Origin of the sequence: Mesorhizobium sp. M8A.F.Ca.ET.218.01.1.1 (assembly GCF_004791165.1) — a bacterium.
In the GTDB taxonomy this organism is placed as follows: Bacteria; Pseudomonadota; Alphaproteobacteria; order Rhizobiales; family Rhizobiaceae; genus Mesorhizobium.
This window is the reverse complement of the sequence record NZ_SRUZ01000001.1, coordinates 456,678-475,100: the sequence shown is the minus strand read 5'-3', so window position 1 is coordinate 475,100 and position 18,423 is coordinate 456,678. Positions and strand designations below refer to the sequence as shown.

15 protein-coding genes are annotated in these 18,423 nt (G+C 64.4%); 11 read left to right on the top strand and 4 right to left on the bottom strand.

Annotated elements, in window-relative coordinates:
• Positions 1 to 5: 5 nt before the first annotated feature.
• From EN861_RS02285 to EN861_RS02275, 3 genes are read right to left on the bottom strand one after another with little or no spacing between them, the layout of a single operon-like run.
• The gene (locus EN861_RS02285) at positions 6 to 3,104 is read right to left on the bottom strand and encodes an efflux RND transporter permease subunit (protein ID WP_127278750.1); all 3,099 of its coding nucleotides are present in this window, start codon (positions 3,102 to 3,104) and stop codon (positions 6 to 8) included.
• On the bottom strand, positions 3,101 to 4,171 hold the full coding sequence (locus tag EN861_RS02280; RefSeq protein ID WP_135862120.1) for an efflux RND transporter periplasmic adaptor subunit: 1,071 nt from the start codon (positions 4,169 to 4,171) through the stop codon (positions 3,101 to 3,103). Before EN861_RS02280 ends, EN861_RS02285 begins: the two co-directional genes overlap by 4 nt.
• Positions 4,168 to 5,304 carry an efflux RND transporter periplasmic adaptor subunit gene (locus EN861_RS02275; protein ID WP_135862118.1) on the bottom strand — a complete coding sequence of 379 codons (1,137 nt, stop codon included), beginning with the start codon at positions 5,302 to 5,304 and terminating at the stop codon, positions 4,168 to 4,170. Before EN861_RS02275 ends, EN861_RS02280 begins: the two co-directional genes overlap by 4 nt.
• 244 nt (positions 5,305 to 5,548) lie before the next feature.
• On the opposite strand from EN861_RS02275, the gene EN861_RS02270 reads away from it, so the two are divergent.
• Complete coding sequence (locus EN861_RS02270) at positions 5,549 to 6,826, top strand: 4-aminobutyrate--2-oxoglutarate transaminase (protein ID WP_135862116.1); 1,278 nt, start codon at positions 5,549 to 5,551, stop codon at positions 6,824 to 6,826.
• 255 nt (positions 6,827 to 7,081) lie between these two features.
• Here EN861_RS02270 and EN861_RS02260 read toward each other — a convergent pair whose 3' ends face one another.
• Positions 7,082 to 8,344, bottom strand: a complete 1,263-nt coding sequence (locus tag EN861_RS02260) for an FAD-dependent oxidoreductase (RefSeq protein WP_135862114.1) — start codon at positions 8,342 to 8,344, stop codon at positions 7,082 to 7,084.
• A gap of 430 nt (positions 8,345 to 8,774) precedes the next feature.
• Between EN861_RS02260 and EN861_RS02255 the strand changes: the two genes are divergently transcribed.
• The 10 genes from EN861_RS02255 to miaB all read left to right on the top strand — a co-directional run bounded on the left by EN861_RS02255 (position 8,775) and on the right by miaB (position 18,360).
• Complete coding sequence (locus EN861_RS02255; RefSeq protein WP_127870731.1) at positions 8,775 to 10,064, top strand: imelysin family protein; 1,290 nt, start codon at positions 8,775 to 8,777, stop codon at positions 10,062 to 10,064.
• A 56-nt stretch (positions 10,065 to 10,120) separates the two neighbouring features.
• A complete protein-coding gene (locus tag EN861_RS02250) occupies positions 10,121 to 10,432 on the top strand; it encodes a (2Fe-2S)-binding protein (RefSeq protein ID WP_127279217.1) in 312 nt (103 codons plus the stop codon).
• Positions 10,398 to 10,883 carry a bacterioferritin gene (bfr, locus tag EN861_RS02245; protein ID WP_127870732.1) on the top strand — a complete coding sequence of 162 codons (486 nt, stop codon included), beginning with the start codon at positions 10,398 to 10,400 and terminating at the stop codon, positions 10,881 to 10,883. Before EN861_RS02250 ends, bfr begins: the two co-directional genes overlap by 35 nt.
• Before the next feature lie 12 nt (positions 10,884 to 10,895).
• Entirely contained in the window at positions 10,896 to 12,497 is a 1,602-nt protein-coding gene (locus EN861_RS02240) for a di-heme oxidoredictase family protein (RefSeq protein ID WP_135862112.1), read from the top strand.
• On the top strand, positions 12,497 to 13,576 hold the full coding sequence (locus EN861_RS02235) for an imelysin family protein (protein ID WP_135862110.1): 1,080 nt from the start codon (positions 12,497 to 12,499) through the stop codon (positions 13,574 to 13,576). Before EN861_RS02240 ends, EN861_RS02235 begins: the two co-directional genes overlap by 1 nt.
• A gap of 2 nt (positions 13,577 to 13,578) precedes the next feature.
• Positions 13,579 to 14,685: a DUF1513 domain-containing protein gene (locus EN861_RS02230; RefSeq protein WP_135862108.1), complete on the top strand. Its 1,107-nt coding sequence runs from the start codon at positions 13,579 to 13,581 to the stop codon at positions 14,683 to 14,685.
• Between the two features lie 108 nt (positions 14,686 to 14,793).
• On the top strand, positions 14,794 to 15,471 hold the full coding sequence (gene tsaB, locus EN861_RS02225) for a tRNA (adenosine(37)-N6)-threonylcarbamoyltransferase complex dimerization subunit type 1 TsaB (protein WP_135862106.1): 678 nt from the start codon (positions 14,794 to 14,796) through the stop codon (positions 15,469 to 15,471).
• Between the two features lie 82 nt (positions 15,472 to 15,553).
• Positions 15,554 to 16,048 (top strand): ribosomal protein S18-alanine N-acetyltransferase, encoded by a 495-nt coding sequence (gene rimI / locus EN861_RS02220; protein WP_127870736.1) that lies wholly within the window; start codon positions 15,554 to 15,556, stop codon positions 16,046 to 16,048.
• Positions 16,049 to 16,074: 26 nt separating this feature from the next.
• Positions 16,075 to 16,875: a 1-acyl-sn-glycerol-3-phosphate acyltransferase gene (locus EN861_RS02215; protein WP_135862105.1), complete on the top strand. Its 801-nt coding sequence runs from the start codon at positions 16,075 to 16,077 to the stop codon at positions 16,873 to 16,875.
• 75 nt (positions 16,876 to 16,950) lie between these two features.
• Entirely contained in the window at positions 16,951 to 18,360 is a 1,410-nt protein-coding gene (gene miaB / locus EN861_RS02210; protein WP_135862102.1) for a tRNA (N6-isopentenyl adenosine(37)-C2)-methylthiotransferase MiaB, read from the top strand.
• Positions 18,361 to 18,423 lie beyond the last annotated feature (63 nt).

Sequence of the window (18,423 nt, the reverse complement as noted above, 5' to 3'; positions counted from 1 at the left end):
GGATCTTAAGTCGAACCTTGCGCCAGTTCGCCGTTCTCCGGAACGGATGGGTCGTCCCCTTGCTTCGGCTCCTTGATCCTGAACCACGTCACATAAAGCGCCGGCAGGAACAGCAGCGTGATCGCCGTACCAGCGATGATGCCGCCCATCATGGCATAGGCCATCGGCCCCCAGAACACTTCGCGCGCGATCGGGATCAGCGCCAGGCTGGCGGCGGCGGCGGTCAGCGCGATCGGCCGCATGCGATGCTCCGTCGCCTCGATGACGGCGGCCCAGCGATCCTTGCCTTCAGCGACAAGATCCTCGATCTGCACGATCAGGATGACCGAGTTGCGGATCAGGATGCCGATCAGCGCCAGCACCCCGAGGATGGCGACGAAGCCGAGCGGCGCGCCACTCGGCACCAGCGCCGCCACCACACCGATCAGTCCGAGCGGCGCGACCGCCACGACCAGGAACAGGCGCTGGAAGCTCTGCAACTGCACCATCAGGATGGTCGCCATCACGAACAGCATCAGCGGCACGACGGCGGCGATCGGCCCCTGGCTCTTGGCGCTTTCCTCGACGGAGCCGGCGGTCTCGACCGAATAGCCGGGCGGCAGCTTGGTGATGAAGGCGTCGACCGACGGTTTCAGCTCGTTGACGACGGTCGCCGGCAGCACGTCGCCAACCAGGCCGGCGCGCACGGTGATGGTCGGGATGCGGTCACGCCGCCACACCGTCGGCTGCTCCAGATCGTAGCGGAAATTGGCAACCGCCGCGAGCGGGATAGCCTCGCCATTGCCCGTCGGCAGCTGGATGTTCTGCAGCGTCTCGATCGAGCCGCGCTCGGCCCCGCGCGAACGGGCCACGACATTGATCAGGTAGGTCGCGTCACGCACCTGGGTGATCGTCGATCCGCCCACCGTGCTGTTCAGCGTGCTGGCGATATCGGAGGAGGTGATGCCAAGCTGGCGCGCCTTGTCCTGCAGCACGTCGACCCTCAGCACGCGCTGTGGTTCGTTCCAGTCGAAGGTGGGTGCGGCAAGTTTCGGATTGGCCGAGATGATGCCGGCGAATTGCTGCGCCAGTTCCCGCACCGTCTGGATGTCAGGGCCGCCGACGCGATATTGCACCGGGCGCCCGACCGGTGGCCCAAGCTCGAGCGGCTTGACGAAGGCGTCGGTGCCGACGAACTCCGCGCGCAGCAGCTTCTCCAGCGCCGGCTTCACCCGGTTGCGCGCCTCGATGCTCTTGGTGACGATCACGGTCTGGCCGAAATAGGGATTGGCGGGCTGCACGTCATAGGCCAGCACGAAGCGCACCGCGCCCTGGCCGATATAGGAGGAGAAGTGGTCGATGTCGGGATTGCCGACCAGCGCCCGCTGTTCGAAGCGCTCCATCTGGTCGCGCGTCTCGGTGATCGACGAGTTCTGCGGCAGGTTCCAGTCGACGATCAGCTCCGGCCGGTCGGAAGGCGGGAAGAACTGTTGCTGGACGAGCCCGAAGCCGGCGATCGAGCCACCGAACAGGAGCACGGTCACGACGATCGTCAGCCAGTGATGGCGCACCGAGCCGACAAGCACGCGCCGGAACAGCGACGTGAACCGCCCTGGTTGGTCGTGATGCTTCTCCTTCATCGTCGCCGGCAGGATGGTGACGCCAAGCAGCGGCGCGAACAGCACCGCCACGATCCATGACACCAAGAGCGACACCGCGATGACGACGAACAGCGTGAAGGTGTACTCGCCTGCCGCGCTCGAGTTGAGGCCGATCGGGATGAAGCCGGCGACCGTCACCAGCGTGCCGGTCAGCATCGGGAAGGCGGTCGAGGTGTAGACATAGGTCGCCGCCCTGCGCAGGGTGTCGCCAACCTCCAGCCGCGCCACCATCATTTCGACCGCGATCATCGCATCGTCGACCAGCAGCCCGAGCGCGATGATCAGCGCGCCGAGTGAAATGCGCTGCAGCGATATGCCGAGATACTCCATGACGGTGAAGGTGATGGCCAGCACCAGCGGGATCGACAGCGCGACGACGAAGCCGGCCCGCATGCCGAGGCTGATGAAAGAGACGGCAAGCACGATCGCCACCGCCTCGAACAGCGCGCGCGTGAAGCCCGAGACCGCCTCCTCGACGATGACAGGCTGGTCGGCGACCAGATGCACGCCGACGCCGACCGGCAGGTCGGCCAGCACCTTGTCCATCTCCTCATGCAGCGCTTCGCCGAACTTGAGCAGATTGGCGTTGGGCTTCATGCCGATGGCAAGCCCGATCGCATCCTGGCCGTTGAAGCGGAACAGGGCTGTCGGGGGGTCGGCATAACCGCGCGTGATCGTCGCCACGTCGCTCAGCCGGAAGAACCGGTCGTTGACGCGCAGATTGATGGCGCGCAGGCTCTCCTCGGAGGCGAACTGGCCGCCGACGCGCACGCTGATGCGCTCCGGCCCGGACTGGATGACGCCGGACGGCGTGATCGCGTTCTGCGCTTGCAGGCTGGCCACGATTTGCTGCTGGTTGAGGCCAAGCGCGGCGATCTGGCGGGTCGAGAATTCGAGATAGATCGCCTCGTCCTGCGCACCGACCAGATCGACCTTGCCGGCATTGGGCACGGTCAGGATCTTGGTTCGCACATCCTCCACATAGTCGCGCAATTGGCGTGGCGTCAGCCCGTCGGCGGTGAAGGCATAGATGTTGCCGTAGACGTCGCCGAAGCGGTCGTTGAAGAACGGTCCCTGCACGCCTTGCGGAAACTGCGCCTTGATGTCGTTGACCATGTTGCGCACCTGAAGCCAGTTCGGCGCGACGTCGCGCGCCTTGGTGGTGTCCTTCAGGTTGACGAAGATGACAGTCTGGCCGGCTGTCGTCACCGACTTGGTGTAGTCGAGGCTGTCGAGTTCCTCGAGCTTTTTCTCGATGCGATCGGTCACCTGCTGCACCGTCTCCTTCACCGAGGCGCCCGGCCAGTTGGCCTGGATGATCATGGTCTTGATGGTGAAGTTGGGATCTTCCTCGCGGCCGAGATTGAGATAGGAGAAGATGCCGGCCACCACGAAGACCAGCATGAAATACCAGACCAGCGAGCGGTGGTTGAGCGCCCATTCGGAGAGGTTAAAGCCCTTCATGAGGCCCCTCCCTCGGGCACTTTCACTTTCTGGCCGTCGACGAGGCTGTGAACGCCGGCGGTGACGACGCGCATGCCGGCGTCCAGTCCTTCCGCCACGGTAAAGGTGCCGCCATTCTTCGACGCGACCTTGATATCGTGCGCGCTCACGCTCGACGTCTTTGGATCGATGATCCACACTTTTTCGGAACCGTCCTTTTCGAGCAGCGCCGAAATGGGCAGCTCGATCGTCGGCACAACCTTGGTCATGCGGGTCGCCGTCACCGTCGAGCCGAGCCTGAAGGCTTGCGGCGGATCGGTAAGCGTCAGCTTGACGCGCCGTGTGCGGGTCGAGCCCTCGGATTGGGGGGCGATCTCGCGCAATTTGGCCTCGGTCTGGATCGTCGGCAGCGACTGCAGGATGACCTGGAACGGCGTGCCGGCCGGCAGATCGCCGGTCAACTGGTCGGGGATGTCGACCACTGCCTCGCGCAGGTCCGAACGCGCCACGGTGACGATGGTCTGCCCGGGCGAAACCGTCTGGCCAACTTCGGCGCCGACGGCGGTGACGACGCCGTCGAAATCAGAAAACAGCCTGGCATAACCGAGCTGCTCCTGCGATTTCGCCAGCGAAGCCTTGGCCCGCTCGACACGGGCTTCCGCGGCCTTGCGTGCCTGCTGCGCTGCGTCGAAGACCGACTGCGGCGTATTGGCAGAGGTCAGCAACTGGCGCTGGCGTTCCTCGCTGGCGGCGGCATTGGCGAATTGCGCCTCGGCATTGGAGAGTTCGGCCTTGGCAGCCTGGACTGCCAGCTCCAGCGCGGTTGGGTCGAGTGCGGCGATCGTCGTGCCCTTGCTGACGGTGTCGCCGACCTTGACGTCGCGCGAGACGACGCGGCCGAGCAGGCGGAAGGCAAGATCGGCGCTGACCTGTGGCTCGACCGAGCCGGCGAAACCGAAAGTCTGCGTGGTGCGCGGCTCGACCACGACCGACAGCACCGGTCGGACGATTTGCGGCGGTTTTTCGTCCGATTTCGAACAGGCGGAAAGCGCGGCAAGGCCAAGCAGGACGGGTAGCAGCCGCTTCATTGCCCTGCTCCCGATATCTCGACCGTCTGGCCGGGGCTGAGCAATTGCCCGCCTGATGTAACGACGCTCTGGCCTTCGTTCAGGCCCTCGGCGATGACGACGGTACCCGAATCGAACGCCAGCACCTCGACCGGCGCCGTCGTCACCGCCTTGGTCGCGGGATCGACGATCCAGACCGCCGGCTTACCAGCGCTCGATGTCAAGGCCTGCCAGGGCAACAGGATCGCCTTCGCCGGCTTGGCGCCGACCGAGCCGATGACGGCCGCGCCCAGCGGCATACCGGCCGGCGTGTCGGGAATGAAGACCTTGACCCTGATCGAGCCCGAAGCCGGGTCGACTGCCGGCGAGATTTCGCGCACCTTGCCCCTCGCGCGGACCTGCGGGTCGGACAACAGCGTGATCGTTACCGCCGGTGAAGCCGGCGTTTTGGCGACCAGCGTCTCCTGCACGTTGAACACCGCGTCGCGGTCGCCGTCCTCGGCGACGGTGAAGACGGTCTGCGCCGCCTGCACCACCTGGCCGGTTTCGACCTGGCGTGCGGTAATCACGCCTCCCGCACCGGCCTTGAGTTCGGTGAAGGACAGATTCTGCTGGGCATTGGCAAATGCGCTCCGCGCGGCATCGACGCTGCCTTGCGCGACTTTCAGCGCCTGGTCGGCCGCGTCATAATCGCGCCTGGTGGTGAAGCCCTGGGCAAGCAGCGTCTTTTGCCGCTCGAACGTGGCCGCGGCCTGTGTCAATTGTGCCTGCGCGGCATCGAGATCGGCCTGCGCGGAGCGCAAATCGGACTCCTGCTCCTGCGGATCGATACGCGCAAGCACCGTCCCCTGATCGATATGCTGGCCGACATCGACAAGCCGCTCCGCGACGCGTCCGCCAACCCGGAACGAAAGATTGTTCAACGTACGCGCCGCGATCACCCCGGTCAGCGAGGTTCTCGGCGCATAATCGGCCATCGCCACCGTTTCGGTGCGCACCATGACCGGCAGCTTCTTTTCCGCCGCCTCCTGCTTCTGGCAACCGGCGAGCAGCGCCAGGGCCGTGCAGGCGAGAATCGAAGCGGCTGGACAAGACAAAAGGTTGAGAGTTTTAGCGGATGGCGGCGAGACGGACGATGTCACGTTGCTGCTCATGGCTCCCCTCGGCCGCGCGCCGGTCGCTGATCGCGATCCCCTCGCGGAGATTAGGAGGATAATCGATCCCGGAAAAAAGGAAACCGGTCTCGTACGCCTCTCGCCGGACTGGTTAAGTCAGGCCCAATCGACGCTGTGATGGTGTCGGCTTGAGGAAAATCTGAAATAAGGCCAGAAGGGAATTCAACGGCATCAAAACAGAACGGGCCCCATCCCGATGAGGGATGGCCCGGTGAGGGATATCATGAAGAACTCCGCCATTTCCGAACGCAAGAACCAGTCGATCTCGCGCGGCGTCGGCATGACCACGCAGATCTACGCCGACCGGGCCGAGAACTCGGAGATCTGGGATGTCGAGGGCCGCCGCTATATCGACTTCTCCTCGGGCATCGCCGTCGTCAACACCGGCCACCGCCATCCCAGGGTAATCGAGGCGGTCAAGGCGCAGCTCGACCGCTTCACCCACACCTGCCACCAGGTCGTGCCTTATGAGAGCTATGTGAGGCTGGCCGAACGGCTGAACGCCATGCTGCCCGGCAAGTTCGAGAAGAAGACCATCTTCGTCACCACCGGCGCCGAGGCGGTGGAGAACGCCATCAAGATCGCTCGCAACGCCACCGGCCGCCAGGCCGTCATCGCCTTCGGCGGCGGCTTCCATGGCCGCACCTTCATGGGCATGGCGCTGACCGGCAAGGTCGTGCCCTACAAGGTTGGCTTCGGAGCCATGCCGGGCGACGTCTACCACGTGCCGTTCCCCGTGCAACTGCATGGTGTCTCGGTCGCCGATTCGCTTGCCGCGCTCGACAAGCTGTTCAAGGCGGATGTCGATCCGGCCCGCGTCGCCGCGATCATCATCGAGCCGGTTCAGGGCGAGGGCGGCTTCTACGACGCGCCGCGTGAACTGCTGACGGCGCTGCGCAAGCTCTGCGACCAGCACGGCATGCTGTTGATCGCCGACGAAGTGCAGACCGGCTTTGCCCGCACCGGCAAGATGTTCGCCATGGACCATCACGAGGTAGCCGCCGACATCACCACCATGGCCAAGAGCCTGGCTGGCGGCTTCCCGCTGTCGGCCGTCACTGGCCGCGCCGAGATCATGGACGCGCCCAGCCCTGGTGGACTGGGCGGCACCTATGGCGGCAGCCCGATCGGCGTCGCCGCCGCGCACGCCGTGCTCGATGTGATCGAGGACGAAAAGCTCTGCGATCGCGCCAACACGCTGGGTGCGCGGTTGAAGCAGCGTCTGCAGTCGATCCGTGACGACGTGCCCGAGATTGTCGACATCAGGGGTTTGGGCTTCATGAACGCGGTGGAGTTCAACGACGTCAAGAAGGGCCTGCCGTCGGCCGAGATCGCCAACGCGATCCGCCTGAAAGCGCTCGACAAGGGCCTGATCCTGCTGACCTGCGGCGTCTACGGCAACGTCATCCGCTTCCTGGCGCCGATCACCGTCCAGGACGAGGTCATGAACGAAGCGCTCGACATTCTGGAAAGCTCGATCCGCGAGGTCTGCGCCGCCTGAACGGCGCTTACCTTCTCCCTGTCACAACACGGGGAGAAGGTGCCGGCAGGCGGATGAGGGGCGGCGCGGACGTCTGAATTGACTCCTGTCGCCAATACCGCCTCGTCTCGGCCAGCAGATTGTGCCTATTTGACCTGCGCTCGTTTTCGCAGTGCTTCGAAATAGCCATCATCAACCGAGGGACCCGGTTCGGATGACGCGCCCTCAAGGAGCAGATGCAGAAGCCGTTGACGGTCTTGATCGCGGCGGATCAACTCACCGAAATATTCGCTCGTCACGGGCTGGCTCCATGTTCTGGAATGTCGCCAGTGCCGCCTTCAGCCCGTCCGGGCCTGCGGCCACCATCTGCGGCGTTGGCGAAAAACCGGCACTGAGCATCTTGCGGCCAAGCATGTGGTCGCCGGGGCGGTTGACGGATTCGATGCCGAGCAGCCGGTCACCGGCATAGTGGTAGATCGAGAATTTGTTGTCGCGCAGGTCGCCGAGCACGACATGGCTGTCGCCGCCGGCGGTCAGGCCAACCATTTGCAGCTTCATGTCGCCAATGTCGGACCAGAACCATGGCACCGCTGAATAGGCGTCGGTGTGACCGGTAATTGTCCGGGCGGCGAGCCGCGCCTGGTCGGTGGCGTTCTGCACCGATTCCAGCCTGACATCGCCGCCGGTGAACCAGTGCCGATACGAGGCGGCGTCGCCGATGGCCAGAATCTCCGGCACCGAACTGCGCATCTGATGATCGACGCGGATGCCGTTGGCGACAGCAAGGCCCGCGGCTTGCGCCAGTTCGACATTCGGCACGGCGCCGATGCCGACCACGACCATGCGCGCCGGCAGCCTTTCGCCAGACGAGGTGATCGCGGCCGTGACATTGCCGTCTTCGCCTTCGAGCCTTGAGATCGAGGTTCCGGTCAGGACGCGCACGCCGGTCGCTTCCAGCCTTTGCCGGACATGGCTCGCCACCACCGGCGCCACGGCGCGGCCGAGCAGCCGGTCGACTGCTTCGACAACCGTCACGGTGCGACCGGCCGCCCGCAGCGTCGCGGCGATTTCCAGCCCGATAAAGCCGCCGCCGAGGATGACGATATCTTCGCTCTCAGCGCTCAGCTCCCGGATCAGCCGCGCGTTGGCCAGCGAGCGCAGCGACACCACGCCCGACAGATCGGAGCCTGGCAGCGGCAGGGCGCGCGGGCGCGATCCGGTCGCCAGGATCAGATTGTCGAAGGCAAGTGCGCCGCCGCCGGCAATGTCGAGACCGTGGCGACCGGCATCGATGCGCTCGATCCGGATCCCAGGCCGGTAGTCGATGGCGCTGCCGGTGTAGAAGGCCTCGCCCCGAAGCGGTTGAGGCTTGGCTTCGGCATCCTTGATGAAGGTCTTCGAGAGCGGCGGCTTGTGGTAGGGCAGTTCGTTCTCGTCGCCGACCAGGATCACCGGCCCATCATAGCCATCCTCGCGCAGACTGGCGGCCGCCTGCACGCCCGCATGACCCGCACCGACAATTACCACGCCGTTCTTCATCGCATTCCGATCCCGATCGATCCTAGGACGTCTCGCCAAGTGGCAATTGTCTGACGCCGCCGCAAGAGAGGGTTTGCGGGTCGCACCCGGGACGGCGACTGTCAATCGTACAGTTCGGCCGCAAAGCCGATGCAGCGGGCGCGTAAAGTTGACCATCGTAGTTTAGAATAATTCTAAACTATTGTTTCAATTGGCTTTTCCAGTAATTTTCATTGACTTCCATCGCACTCGAAGCTTTAAGGAAGCCGCGCATTGGCGCATCCCTTTGATGTCTGGGCCTTGAACCCGTTCGATTGGAGGCATTTTGGTGTCTTTTTTCCCTGAGCCGCGCGATCGCGCGGCATGTCTTGCGCCCAACGGCATGAATGTGGCCTGGCGCGGGTTGGCGCGTGCGCCGCTTAGAAAATTTCCGAGGAACTGGAGAGCGATAATGACAGCACGATATGGCGGCAGGCTGGCGGCGATCGGCGCCACGGCGCTGCTGACGGCAGCGGTGTTCGTGCTGCCTGCCAAGGCGGAAACCGATGCCAAGGCGGTCATCAAGACCTATGCCGACATCGGGCTTGCCAAATATGAGGATTCGCTGACCACGGCGCAGGCGCTCGACAAGGCGGTCGACGCGCTGCTTGCCAACCCGTCGGCGGAAACGCTCAATGCCGCCCGCGACGCCTGGAAGGCATCGCGCGTGCCCTACCAGCAGACCGAGGTCTACCGCTTCGGCAACAAGATCGTCGATGACTGGGAAGGTGAGGTGAATTCCTGGCCGCTGGACGAAGGCCTGATCGACTATGTCGCCAAGAGCTACGGCACCGAGTCGGACGCGAATTCGCTCTATACGGCCAATGTGATCGCCAACAAGGAGATCGAGATCAACGGCAAGCAGGTCGATGCCTCGAAGCTTTCGCCGGAATTCCTCTCCGGCACGCTGCAGCAGGCCGGCGGCGTCGAGGCCAACGTCGCCACCGGCTATCACGCCATCGAATTCCTGCTCTGGGGCCAGGACCTGCACGGCACCGGTCCGGGCGCCGGCGAGCGTCCCTATACGGATTACGACCTGAAGAACTGCACCGGAGGCAATTGCGACCGTCGCGCAGAGTACCTGAAGTCGGCGACTGGCCTTCTGGTCTCGGACCTCCAGAAGATGGTCAACGACTGGAAGGAAGACGGCGCGGCGCGCAAGAACCTTGTCGATGGCGAGCCGAACACCGCCATCTCGGTGATCTTCACCGGCATGGGCTCGCTCTCCTACGGCGAGCTGGCAGGCGAACGCATGAAGCTTGGCCTGTTGCTGCACGATCCGGAAGAGGAGCATGACTGCTTCTCCGACAACACCTACAACTCTCATCTCTATGATGCCGTCGGCATCCGCGCCGCCTATCTCGCCAGCTACACGCGCCTGGACGGCACCGTCGTTTCGGGTTCCTCGGTGCACGACATGGTGAAAGCGGCCGATCCGGCAATCGACAAGGAGCTGTCCGACAAGCTCGATGTCACCGTCGCCAAGATGGAAGCGATCAAGGCGCGAGCCGAGGCCGGCGAGGCCTACGACCAGCAGATCGCCGAGGGCAATACCGCGGGCAATGCCACCGTTCAGGCGGCAATCGACGCATTGATCGACCAGACCAAGTCGATCGAACGCGCCGTTGGCGTGCTGAAGCTCAATGCCATCGCCTTCGAAGGCTCCGACAGCCTCGACGCACCCGACAAGGTGTTCAAGTAAGCCTGCCATCCGCAGCCAAACGGCGCCGCACGGGCGCCGTCAGCCAGAGCGACGAAATGCTGATCTGCCATTGCAACATCATCACCGAAAAGGAGATCGAGCAGACGATCATCGGCCTGCTGGATCAGGATCCCTGGCAGCTCATCGTGCCGGCAAAGGTCTATCACGCCATGCACAAACGTGGCCGCTGTTGCGGCTGCTTCCCAAATGTGGTCGAAACGATCATTCGGGTCACCGAGAACTACCACGCCCGCTCGCAGGCGAGCGGCGTGGACATCGTTTCACATCTGGATCGCGTCAGAGGCCTGCGCGTCCAATACGGGAGCAGAGCCCATGAAAGGCGAACCACAGATCATCGAGCGGCTTAACGAGGCTCTTTTTCTGGAGCTCGGCGCCGTCAACCAGTATTGGGTGCATTTCCGTCTGCTCGAGGATTGGGGATACGCCAAGCTGGCCAAGAAGGAGCGGGCGGAATCGATCGAGGAGATGCACCACGCCGACAAACTGGTCGCCCGCATCATCTTCCTTGAAGGCCACCCCAACCTGCAGTCCCTGGCGCCGCTGCGCATCGGCCAGAACGTCAAGGAAGTACTCGAATCCGACCTTGCCGGTGAGTATGACGCGCGCACTGCTTACAAGCGCTCGCGCGAAATCTGCGAGGAAGCGGGCGACTACGTGACGATGAAACTGTTCGAGGAACTGCTGACCGATGAGGAAAGCCATATCGACTTCCTCGAGACGCAGCTCGACCTGCTGGCCTCGATCGGCGAGGAAAAATACGGCCAGCTCAACGCCGCATCGGCGGACGAGGCGGACTAAGGATATGCGGGAATGCGGCGCCTCTTAGACTTCCCGCGCCGCTTGCGGCGGGCAAAAGCCCCGCTGCCCCTCCGGAAAACACCAGCCATATCGGCTGGTCGGCGCGGCATCATTTTCATGCTGGCGCTGACATCCTCCGCCATCGCCGGCGACCTTCAACCCGCCGGCCTCGCCACTTCGCGCACCGACCTCAATGCCAAGGATCAGGCGCGCGTCACCGCCGTCAGCAGGCCGACCACGGATTTCTCCAAACCCGAGCCCTTCGAACTGATGCAAGGTGGCGCCGGCACCTCGCGGAAGGACGTCAGCCGTGATTCCTTCTCGCAATCGTCAGTCAACCTCACCTTCGAGGAAGAAGGCACCTTCAAGCTCGGCAACGCGCTTTTCCGCAAGAATTGGGTGTCGTCGCCATCCTCGACGCAGGCCTCGGACGGACTCGGGCCCCTGTTCAACGAACGGGCCTGCCAGAACTGCCATCTGAAGGATGGCCGTGGCCGGCCGCCACAAGGCGATGCCGGCACCACCTCGATGTTCCTGCGGCTGGCGCGCGACGCAAGCAGCGCGGAAGAGAAGGCGGCGCTTGCCGACCACAGGCTGCTCAATCTCCCGGACCCGGTCTATGGCACGCAGTTGCAGGAACTAGCCGTCCCTGGCCTCAAGGGCGAGGGCAGCATGCGTGTCGACTATCAGGAACGTAAGGTGGAGCTGACGGACGGCACCGTCATTTCCCTGCGCAAACCCACCTACGCGGTAGACGATCTTGGCTATGGGCCGCTCGATCCGCGCACCACGCTGTCGCCGCGCCTGACGCCGCCCATGATCGGCCTTGGCCTGATCGAACAGATCGCGCCGGCGGACATTCTGGCCCATGCCGACCCGGACGACAGGGACGGCGATGGCATCTCCGGCAAGCCGAACATCGTGCGTGATGGCCTGAGCGGTGAACTGACGCTTGGCCGCTTCGGCTGGAAGGCGCAGGCCGCGTCGATCCGCCGGCAGGCCGCGGACGCCTTTGCCGGCGACATCGGCATCTCGACACCCGAGGAGCCGAAACACTGGGGGGATTGCACCGCCGCGCAGGAGAAATGCCTCGCCATGCCCAACGGCGTGCAGGCGCGCCTCGGCCCGGCCGAGGCGCCGGCGCCGGTGATGGATCTCGTCACCTTCTATTCGCGGAACCTGGCGGTGCCGGCGCGGCGCGATCTCGCCTCGCCCGATGTGCTCGCCGGCAAGAAGGTCTTTTACGAAATCGGCTGCGTTGCCTGCCACACGCCGAAATTCGTCACCCGTCGCGATGCGCCCGACAGGGCGCAGGCGTTCCAGCTGATCTGGCCTTATTCCGATTTCCTGCTGCACGACATGGGGCCGGACCTTGCCGACGGCCAGGCCGTGGGCGAGGCGACAGGCAATGAGTGGCGCACCCCGCCGCTATGGGGGATCGGCCTCACCGAAACGGTCAACGGCAATTCCTTCTATCTGCACGACGGCCGTGCGCGGTCTTTGGTCGAGGCTATCCTGTGGCATGGTGGCGAGGCGCAAAAGGCGCGCGACCGCTTTGCCGCCGCAAACGCCACCGAGCGCGATGCGCTGGTCAAATTCCTGGAGTCACTGTGATGCTGAAGCGTTTCGCGCTGGTTCTCGTTCTTCCGCTGGTTCTACTGGCCGCATTGCCCGCATCGGCCGCGGTCAAAGCCACGGACGTCGTCCAGCGCGCGATCGACGGTTTTGTCCGCCCGGCCTATGCCGATCTGCACCAGCATACGGAAGCCCTCGCCAAGGCGATGCACAAGCTCTGCGAGGCGCCCTCGCAAGGGGAGCTTGATGCGGCGCGCGCGGCGTTCTCGGCTACCGTCTATGCCTGGTCATCGGCCGAGATCATCGGTTTCGGGCCGATCAAGGAGAACAACAGGGCGGAGCGCATGCTGTTCTGGCCGGACCGCAAGAGCATCGGTCTGAAACAGGTGCAGGCGGCGCTGTCGGGCAAGGATTCCACCGCCACCGATCCTGCGCAGCTTGCCGACAAGAGCGTTGCCATGCAGGGGCTCGGCGCGCTGGAATTCGTGCTTTACGGCGACGGCGCCGATGCCTTGACGGGCAAGGACGAACCCTATCGCTGCGCTTATGGCGCGTCCGTTGCAGGCAACATCGAAACCATCGCCGCCGATGTCAGCGCGGCCTGGAGCAAACCGGACGGCTTCGCGGCACTCTGGGCCAATCCGGGGCCGCAGAATGCGCTCTATCGCGATGGCAACGAAACAGTCACCGAACTGGTCGGCGTCTTCATCAACGAGCTGGAAATGGTCCGGGATGTCCGCCTCAAAGGCTTTCTGGGCGCTACGCCCGACGCCGACAAGCCAAAACAGGCGATCTACTGGCGTTCGCAAAACACCGCCAATGCGCTGGCTGGAAATCTGGCCGGCATCGATGCGCTGTTTCAGGTGTCGAAGCTTGGCGACGCGCTGCCGCCGGATGCGCGTTGGATGGCGGAATCGATCCACATCCAGCTGGTCAACGGCGTTGCGGCTGCCAAGGCCGTCCAAGGCCCGATCGACAGGGCGCTCGCTGATCCGGCGCTGCGCGAAAAACTCGATCATCTCGTCCTGATCACCTCCAGCCTGTCGACCCTGATCGGCACCAGGCTGACCGCCGAATTCGGCCTGACAGCCGGCTTCTCGTCGCTGGATGGGGACTGAGCATGAAGAGATTGCTCATCGATCGCCGCGATTTCCTCAGGGCCGCCGGCATCGGCTTTGCCGCCGCGGTGACGCCCTCAGCCTGGGCAACCACGCTTGCTGCGGATGCCGTCTTTGCCACCGCCTTCGTCAAGCGCGATGGCAGTTTTGGCGCCGCCGTCCTGTCCGAGGCCGGCAAGGTGCTGCATGCGATCGACCTGCCCGATCGCGGCCACGACGTCACCTTCGATCCCGTATCGAGGCGTTCGGTGGTTTTCGCCCGCCAGCCCGGCACCTTCGCCGTCGTGTTCGATCACTCCGGGCGCGACGCTCCGCTGACCATCGCCAGCATCGCCGGCCGGCATTTCTTCGGCCATGGCGTGTTCTCGCCCGACGGCGCGTTGCTCTACGCCACCGAGAACGATTTCGACAACGCGGCCGGCGTGGTCGGCGTCTATGACGCGCGGGCGAAATTCAATCGCATCGGCGAATTCCCCACCTACGGCATGGGTCCGCACGAACTTCTGCTCTTGGGCGACGGCAGGACGATCGCGGTCGCCAATGGCGGCATCGAGACCCATCCTGACTTTGGCCGCGCCGAGCTCAACATCGCCACCATGAAACCGTCCTATGTGCTGGTCGACCGCGTCACCGGGGATCTGATCGAAAAACATGAATTGCCGGCTGCACTGCACCAGCTGTCGATCCGCCACATGGATGCCGACTGGTCCGGCACCGTCTGGTTCGGTTGCCAGTACCGGGGCCCCGGCGCCGATCGTCCGCTGCTGGTCGGCCGCGCCGCGCGTGACAAGGATCTGGCTTTGCTCGACATGCCGCAGAATGTGCTGTCCGGCTTCCGCAACTATATCGGCTCGGTCGCCGCCAATCCTGTTGCCGGTACCGTTGCCGTATCCTCGCCAGAGGGCAATTCGCTGGTCGTCATCGATGCGGGCAGCGGCGGGGTCGTCTCCTCCAATACGCTGGTCGAGGTCTGCGGCGTGGCCCCTGACGGGGCCGGGTTCATGGCCACAACGGGCGCCGGCGAGATCATCGAGGACAGTGGTGCCACGCGGTCGGAGCCAGACTATGTCTGGGACAATCACATGCTGCGCATAGAGCAGGCGGCATAAGCTCTTCTGCCAGCCCAAACCGAAGCCGCTTAACAAATTGTGCACTATACCCTTGCGGTTGCGCGCTGTGGCGGGCACAGGGAGTTGTTTCTAGGAACCGGTCGTTTCATGAAGGTACTCGCCATCGACTGTGCCGCCAGCCTCTGCGCCGCCTGCGTCTACGACGCGGCGGGTGGGCAGGAACTCGGCCGTTCGGTGCTTGATCTGGGCAAAGGCCATGCCGAGCACCTGATGGCCGTCATTGCAGGGGCGTTGAGGGCCGGCGCGACCGACTACGCCGGCCTTGGCGCCATCGCCGTCTCCGTCGGCCCCGGTTCCTTCACCGGCCTGCGTGTCGGCGTGTCGACCGCGCGCGGCCTGGCGCTGGCGCTCAAGGTGCCGGCAATCGGGGTAACGACGCTCGAAGCGCTGGCCGCCGAGGCGGCAACCGCATTTCCAGGCCGTGCCGTGCTGGCGGCGCTCGATGCCGGACGGGAGGAAATCCATGCCGCTCTCTACGATGAAATGTCAGTTTTGACTTACGGTCCGGCCGTGGCCACGCTTGCGAATGCGGCGGCCATGGCGTCGGAACGTTCCGCGGTGCTTGCCGGCACGGCCGCGACGCCGATCGCTGAAGCGGCCGGCCGACCCTTCGACATCGGGCCTCGGACGGCCACCGCCGACATTCTCACCTACGCCCGGCTTGCTGTCGCGAAGGGGCAGGGCGAAAGGCCGAAACCGCTTTATCTGCGCGGCGCCGATGCCATGCCGCAGGCCGGGTTTATACTTTCGAGGCAAAGACCATGATCCCGAAAAGTGGAAGCCGGTTTTCGCGGACAAACGGCCCCGTTTGTCCAGAGATCATGGTCAGACGAGAAAACGAGAGTTGATGCGCATACCTTTTCTCCAATCGCGTCGCCGGGACTACGCGCTCGAGCCGCTCAGGATCACCGACAGCCCCGCTATATCGGTACTGCACCGCGAGGATTTTGTCCGCCCATGGACCGACGGTGAGTTCGCCGCCTTGCTCGAACAGGACACCGTGTTCGGTTATGCCGCCCGCGAAACGGGGCAAGGCGCCAAGCCGCCTGTTGGCTTCGTCCTCGCTCGGCTGGCCGCGGGCGAAGGTGAAATCCTGACCGTCGCGGTGGCGCGGTCGCATCGCCGCCAAGGCCTGGGCTGGCAGTTGATGGACGCCGTGCTGCGCGAACTGCATTCGCAGCGCGCCGAGGCGCTGTTCCTCGAGGTCGACGAGACCAATGCCGCCGCGATCGCCCTCTATCGTCGGCTGGGTTTTCGGGAAGTCGGCAAGCGTCCGGATTACTACAAGTCGCCCGATCGCGGCCCGACCGGCGCGCTTGTCATGCGCCGCGATCTTCGCTAGCGAGGGATCGGGTAGGGCCAGGACATATGATCGGAAAAATCAGGATTTTCCTGGCGCTGGGCCTCGTCGTCGCCGGGTCGCTGGTTTTCGTGCCGCTGCAGATCCTGTCGATGAAAACCGGCTGGTGGCCGGAAACCGTCATCCTCAAGATCTGGCACAGGCTGATCATCCGGGCGCTCGGCATGCGTATCCATGTCAAGGGGACGCTCTCCGACAAGCGTCCGTTGCTGGTTGCCTCCAACCACATCTCCTGGACCGACATCATGGTGCTGGGCTCTTTTGCCGATGTGAAATTCATCGCCCGGGCCGACATGGAAGGCTGGCCGCTGATCGGCATGCTGTCGAAGCTGCAGCGCACCGTCTTCATCGAGCGTGAGCGCAAGCGCTCCTCGGGCGACCAGGCCAGCGAGATCGCCAGCCGCATGGCCAAGGGCGACGCCATGGTGCTGTTCGCGGAGGGGTCGACCGGTGACGGCAATATCGTCCTGCCCTTCAAGAGCACGTTGTTCGGCGCCGCCTCGATGGCGATCTCGGAAGGGGCCGCGCAGGAAGTGTTCATCCAGCCGGTGGCGATCGTCTACACGCGCCTGCACGGCGTGCCGCTTGGCCGCCGCCACCGCCCGATCGCGGCCTGGATCGGCGACGAGGACCTGATGCCTCATCTCAAGGTGCTGATGGCCGAGGGCGCGCTCGACGTCGAGGTGCATTTCGGCGAACCGATCGCCTTTGCCAAGGGCTCAAACCGCAAGGAAACGGCCAAGCTGATGGAAGGCCAGGTGCGCGAGATGATGCAGGCGGCGCTCGCCGATCCCCTCCCGAGCCGTTAGCCGCCGGCAGGCGCCAGCCGGCGCATGCCGAGAATCGTCTGTTTTTTGTCACGGAAAGGCGTTAGAAGCCGCCGGATGGACTTGAACACGATTGAAAGCGACGACATCGGCACTGCGGCCGGACAGCCGGCGGTGCGCGCCACGGCAGAGAAGAAGGTCTTCATCAAGACCTATGGCTGCCAGATGAACGTCTATGATTCTCAGCGCATGACCGACGCGCTGGCCGCCGACGGCTATACCGCGACCGATGCCATCGGCGAAGCCGATCTGGTGCTGCTCAACACCTGCCACATCAGGGAGAAAGCCGCCGAAAAGGTCTATTCCGAACTCGGCCGCATCCGCGACATGAAGGCCGAACGCGCCGGTGCCGGCCGCGAGATGCTGATCGGCGTCGCCGGCTGCGTGGCACAGGCCGAGGGCGCCGAGATCATCCGCCGGTCGCCGGCCGTCGACCTGGTCATCGGTCCGCAGACTTATCACCGTCTGCCCGATGTGCTGGCGCGGGTGCGCGGCGGCGAGAAGATCGTCGAGACCGAATACGCCATCGAGGACAAGTTCGAACATCTGCCGCAGCCGAAGCGCGCCGCGTTGCTCAAGCGCGGCGTCACCGCCTTCCTCACCGTCCAGGAAGGCTGCGACAAGTTCTGCACCTTCTGCGTCGTGCCCTATACGAGAGGCTCGGAAGTGTCGCGGCCGGTGGCGCAGATCGTCGCGGAGGCCGAGCGCCTGGCCGAGGCCGGGGTGCGCGAGGTGACGCTGCTCGGCCAGAACGTCAACGCCTGGCATGGCGAGGGCGATAATGGCGCGGAATGGGGTCTCGGCCGCCTGCTGTTCCGGTTGTCTGAAATCCCCGGCCTGGCGCGGTTGCGCTACACCACCAGCCATCCGCGCGACATGGACGACGAATTGATCGCGGCGCACCGCGACCTGCCGTCGCTGATGCCCTATCTGCATCTGCCGGTGCAATCGGGCTCAAACCGCATTCTGAAGGCGATGAACCGCAGGCATACGGCCAAGGACTATCTGGCGCTGCTCGACCGCATCCGTGCCGCGCGCCCCGATATCGCGCTGTCGGGCGACTTCATCGTCGGTTTCCCCGGCGAGACCGAGGCCGATTTCGAGGCGACCATGGAACTGGTGCGCCAGGTGAACTACGCCTCGGCCTTCTCGTTCAAATATTCGCCGCGTCCCGGCACGCCGGGGGCCGACATGCCTGACCACGTGCCGGAAACGGTCAAGGACGAGCGCTTGCAGCGCCTGCAGGCATTGCTGCTGAAACAACAGCAGGATTTCGGCTCGAGCCTGGTCGGCAGCACCATCGATACGCTGATCGAGAAGCCCGGCCGTCAGGCCGGCCAGAAGGTCGGCCGCTCGCCTTGGCTGCAGCCGGTTATTGTTGATGAAAAGGCCGGCGAAATCGGTGACATTATCAAGGTGCGAATCACGAAGACGGGCTACAACAGCCTGTTCGCCGAATTGGCCTGATGGTCTCGGCAGATGAGGAGAGACGGTTGAGCGCAGCGGAGCTGAAGAATCTGCCCCCGGTAC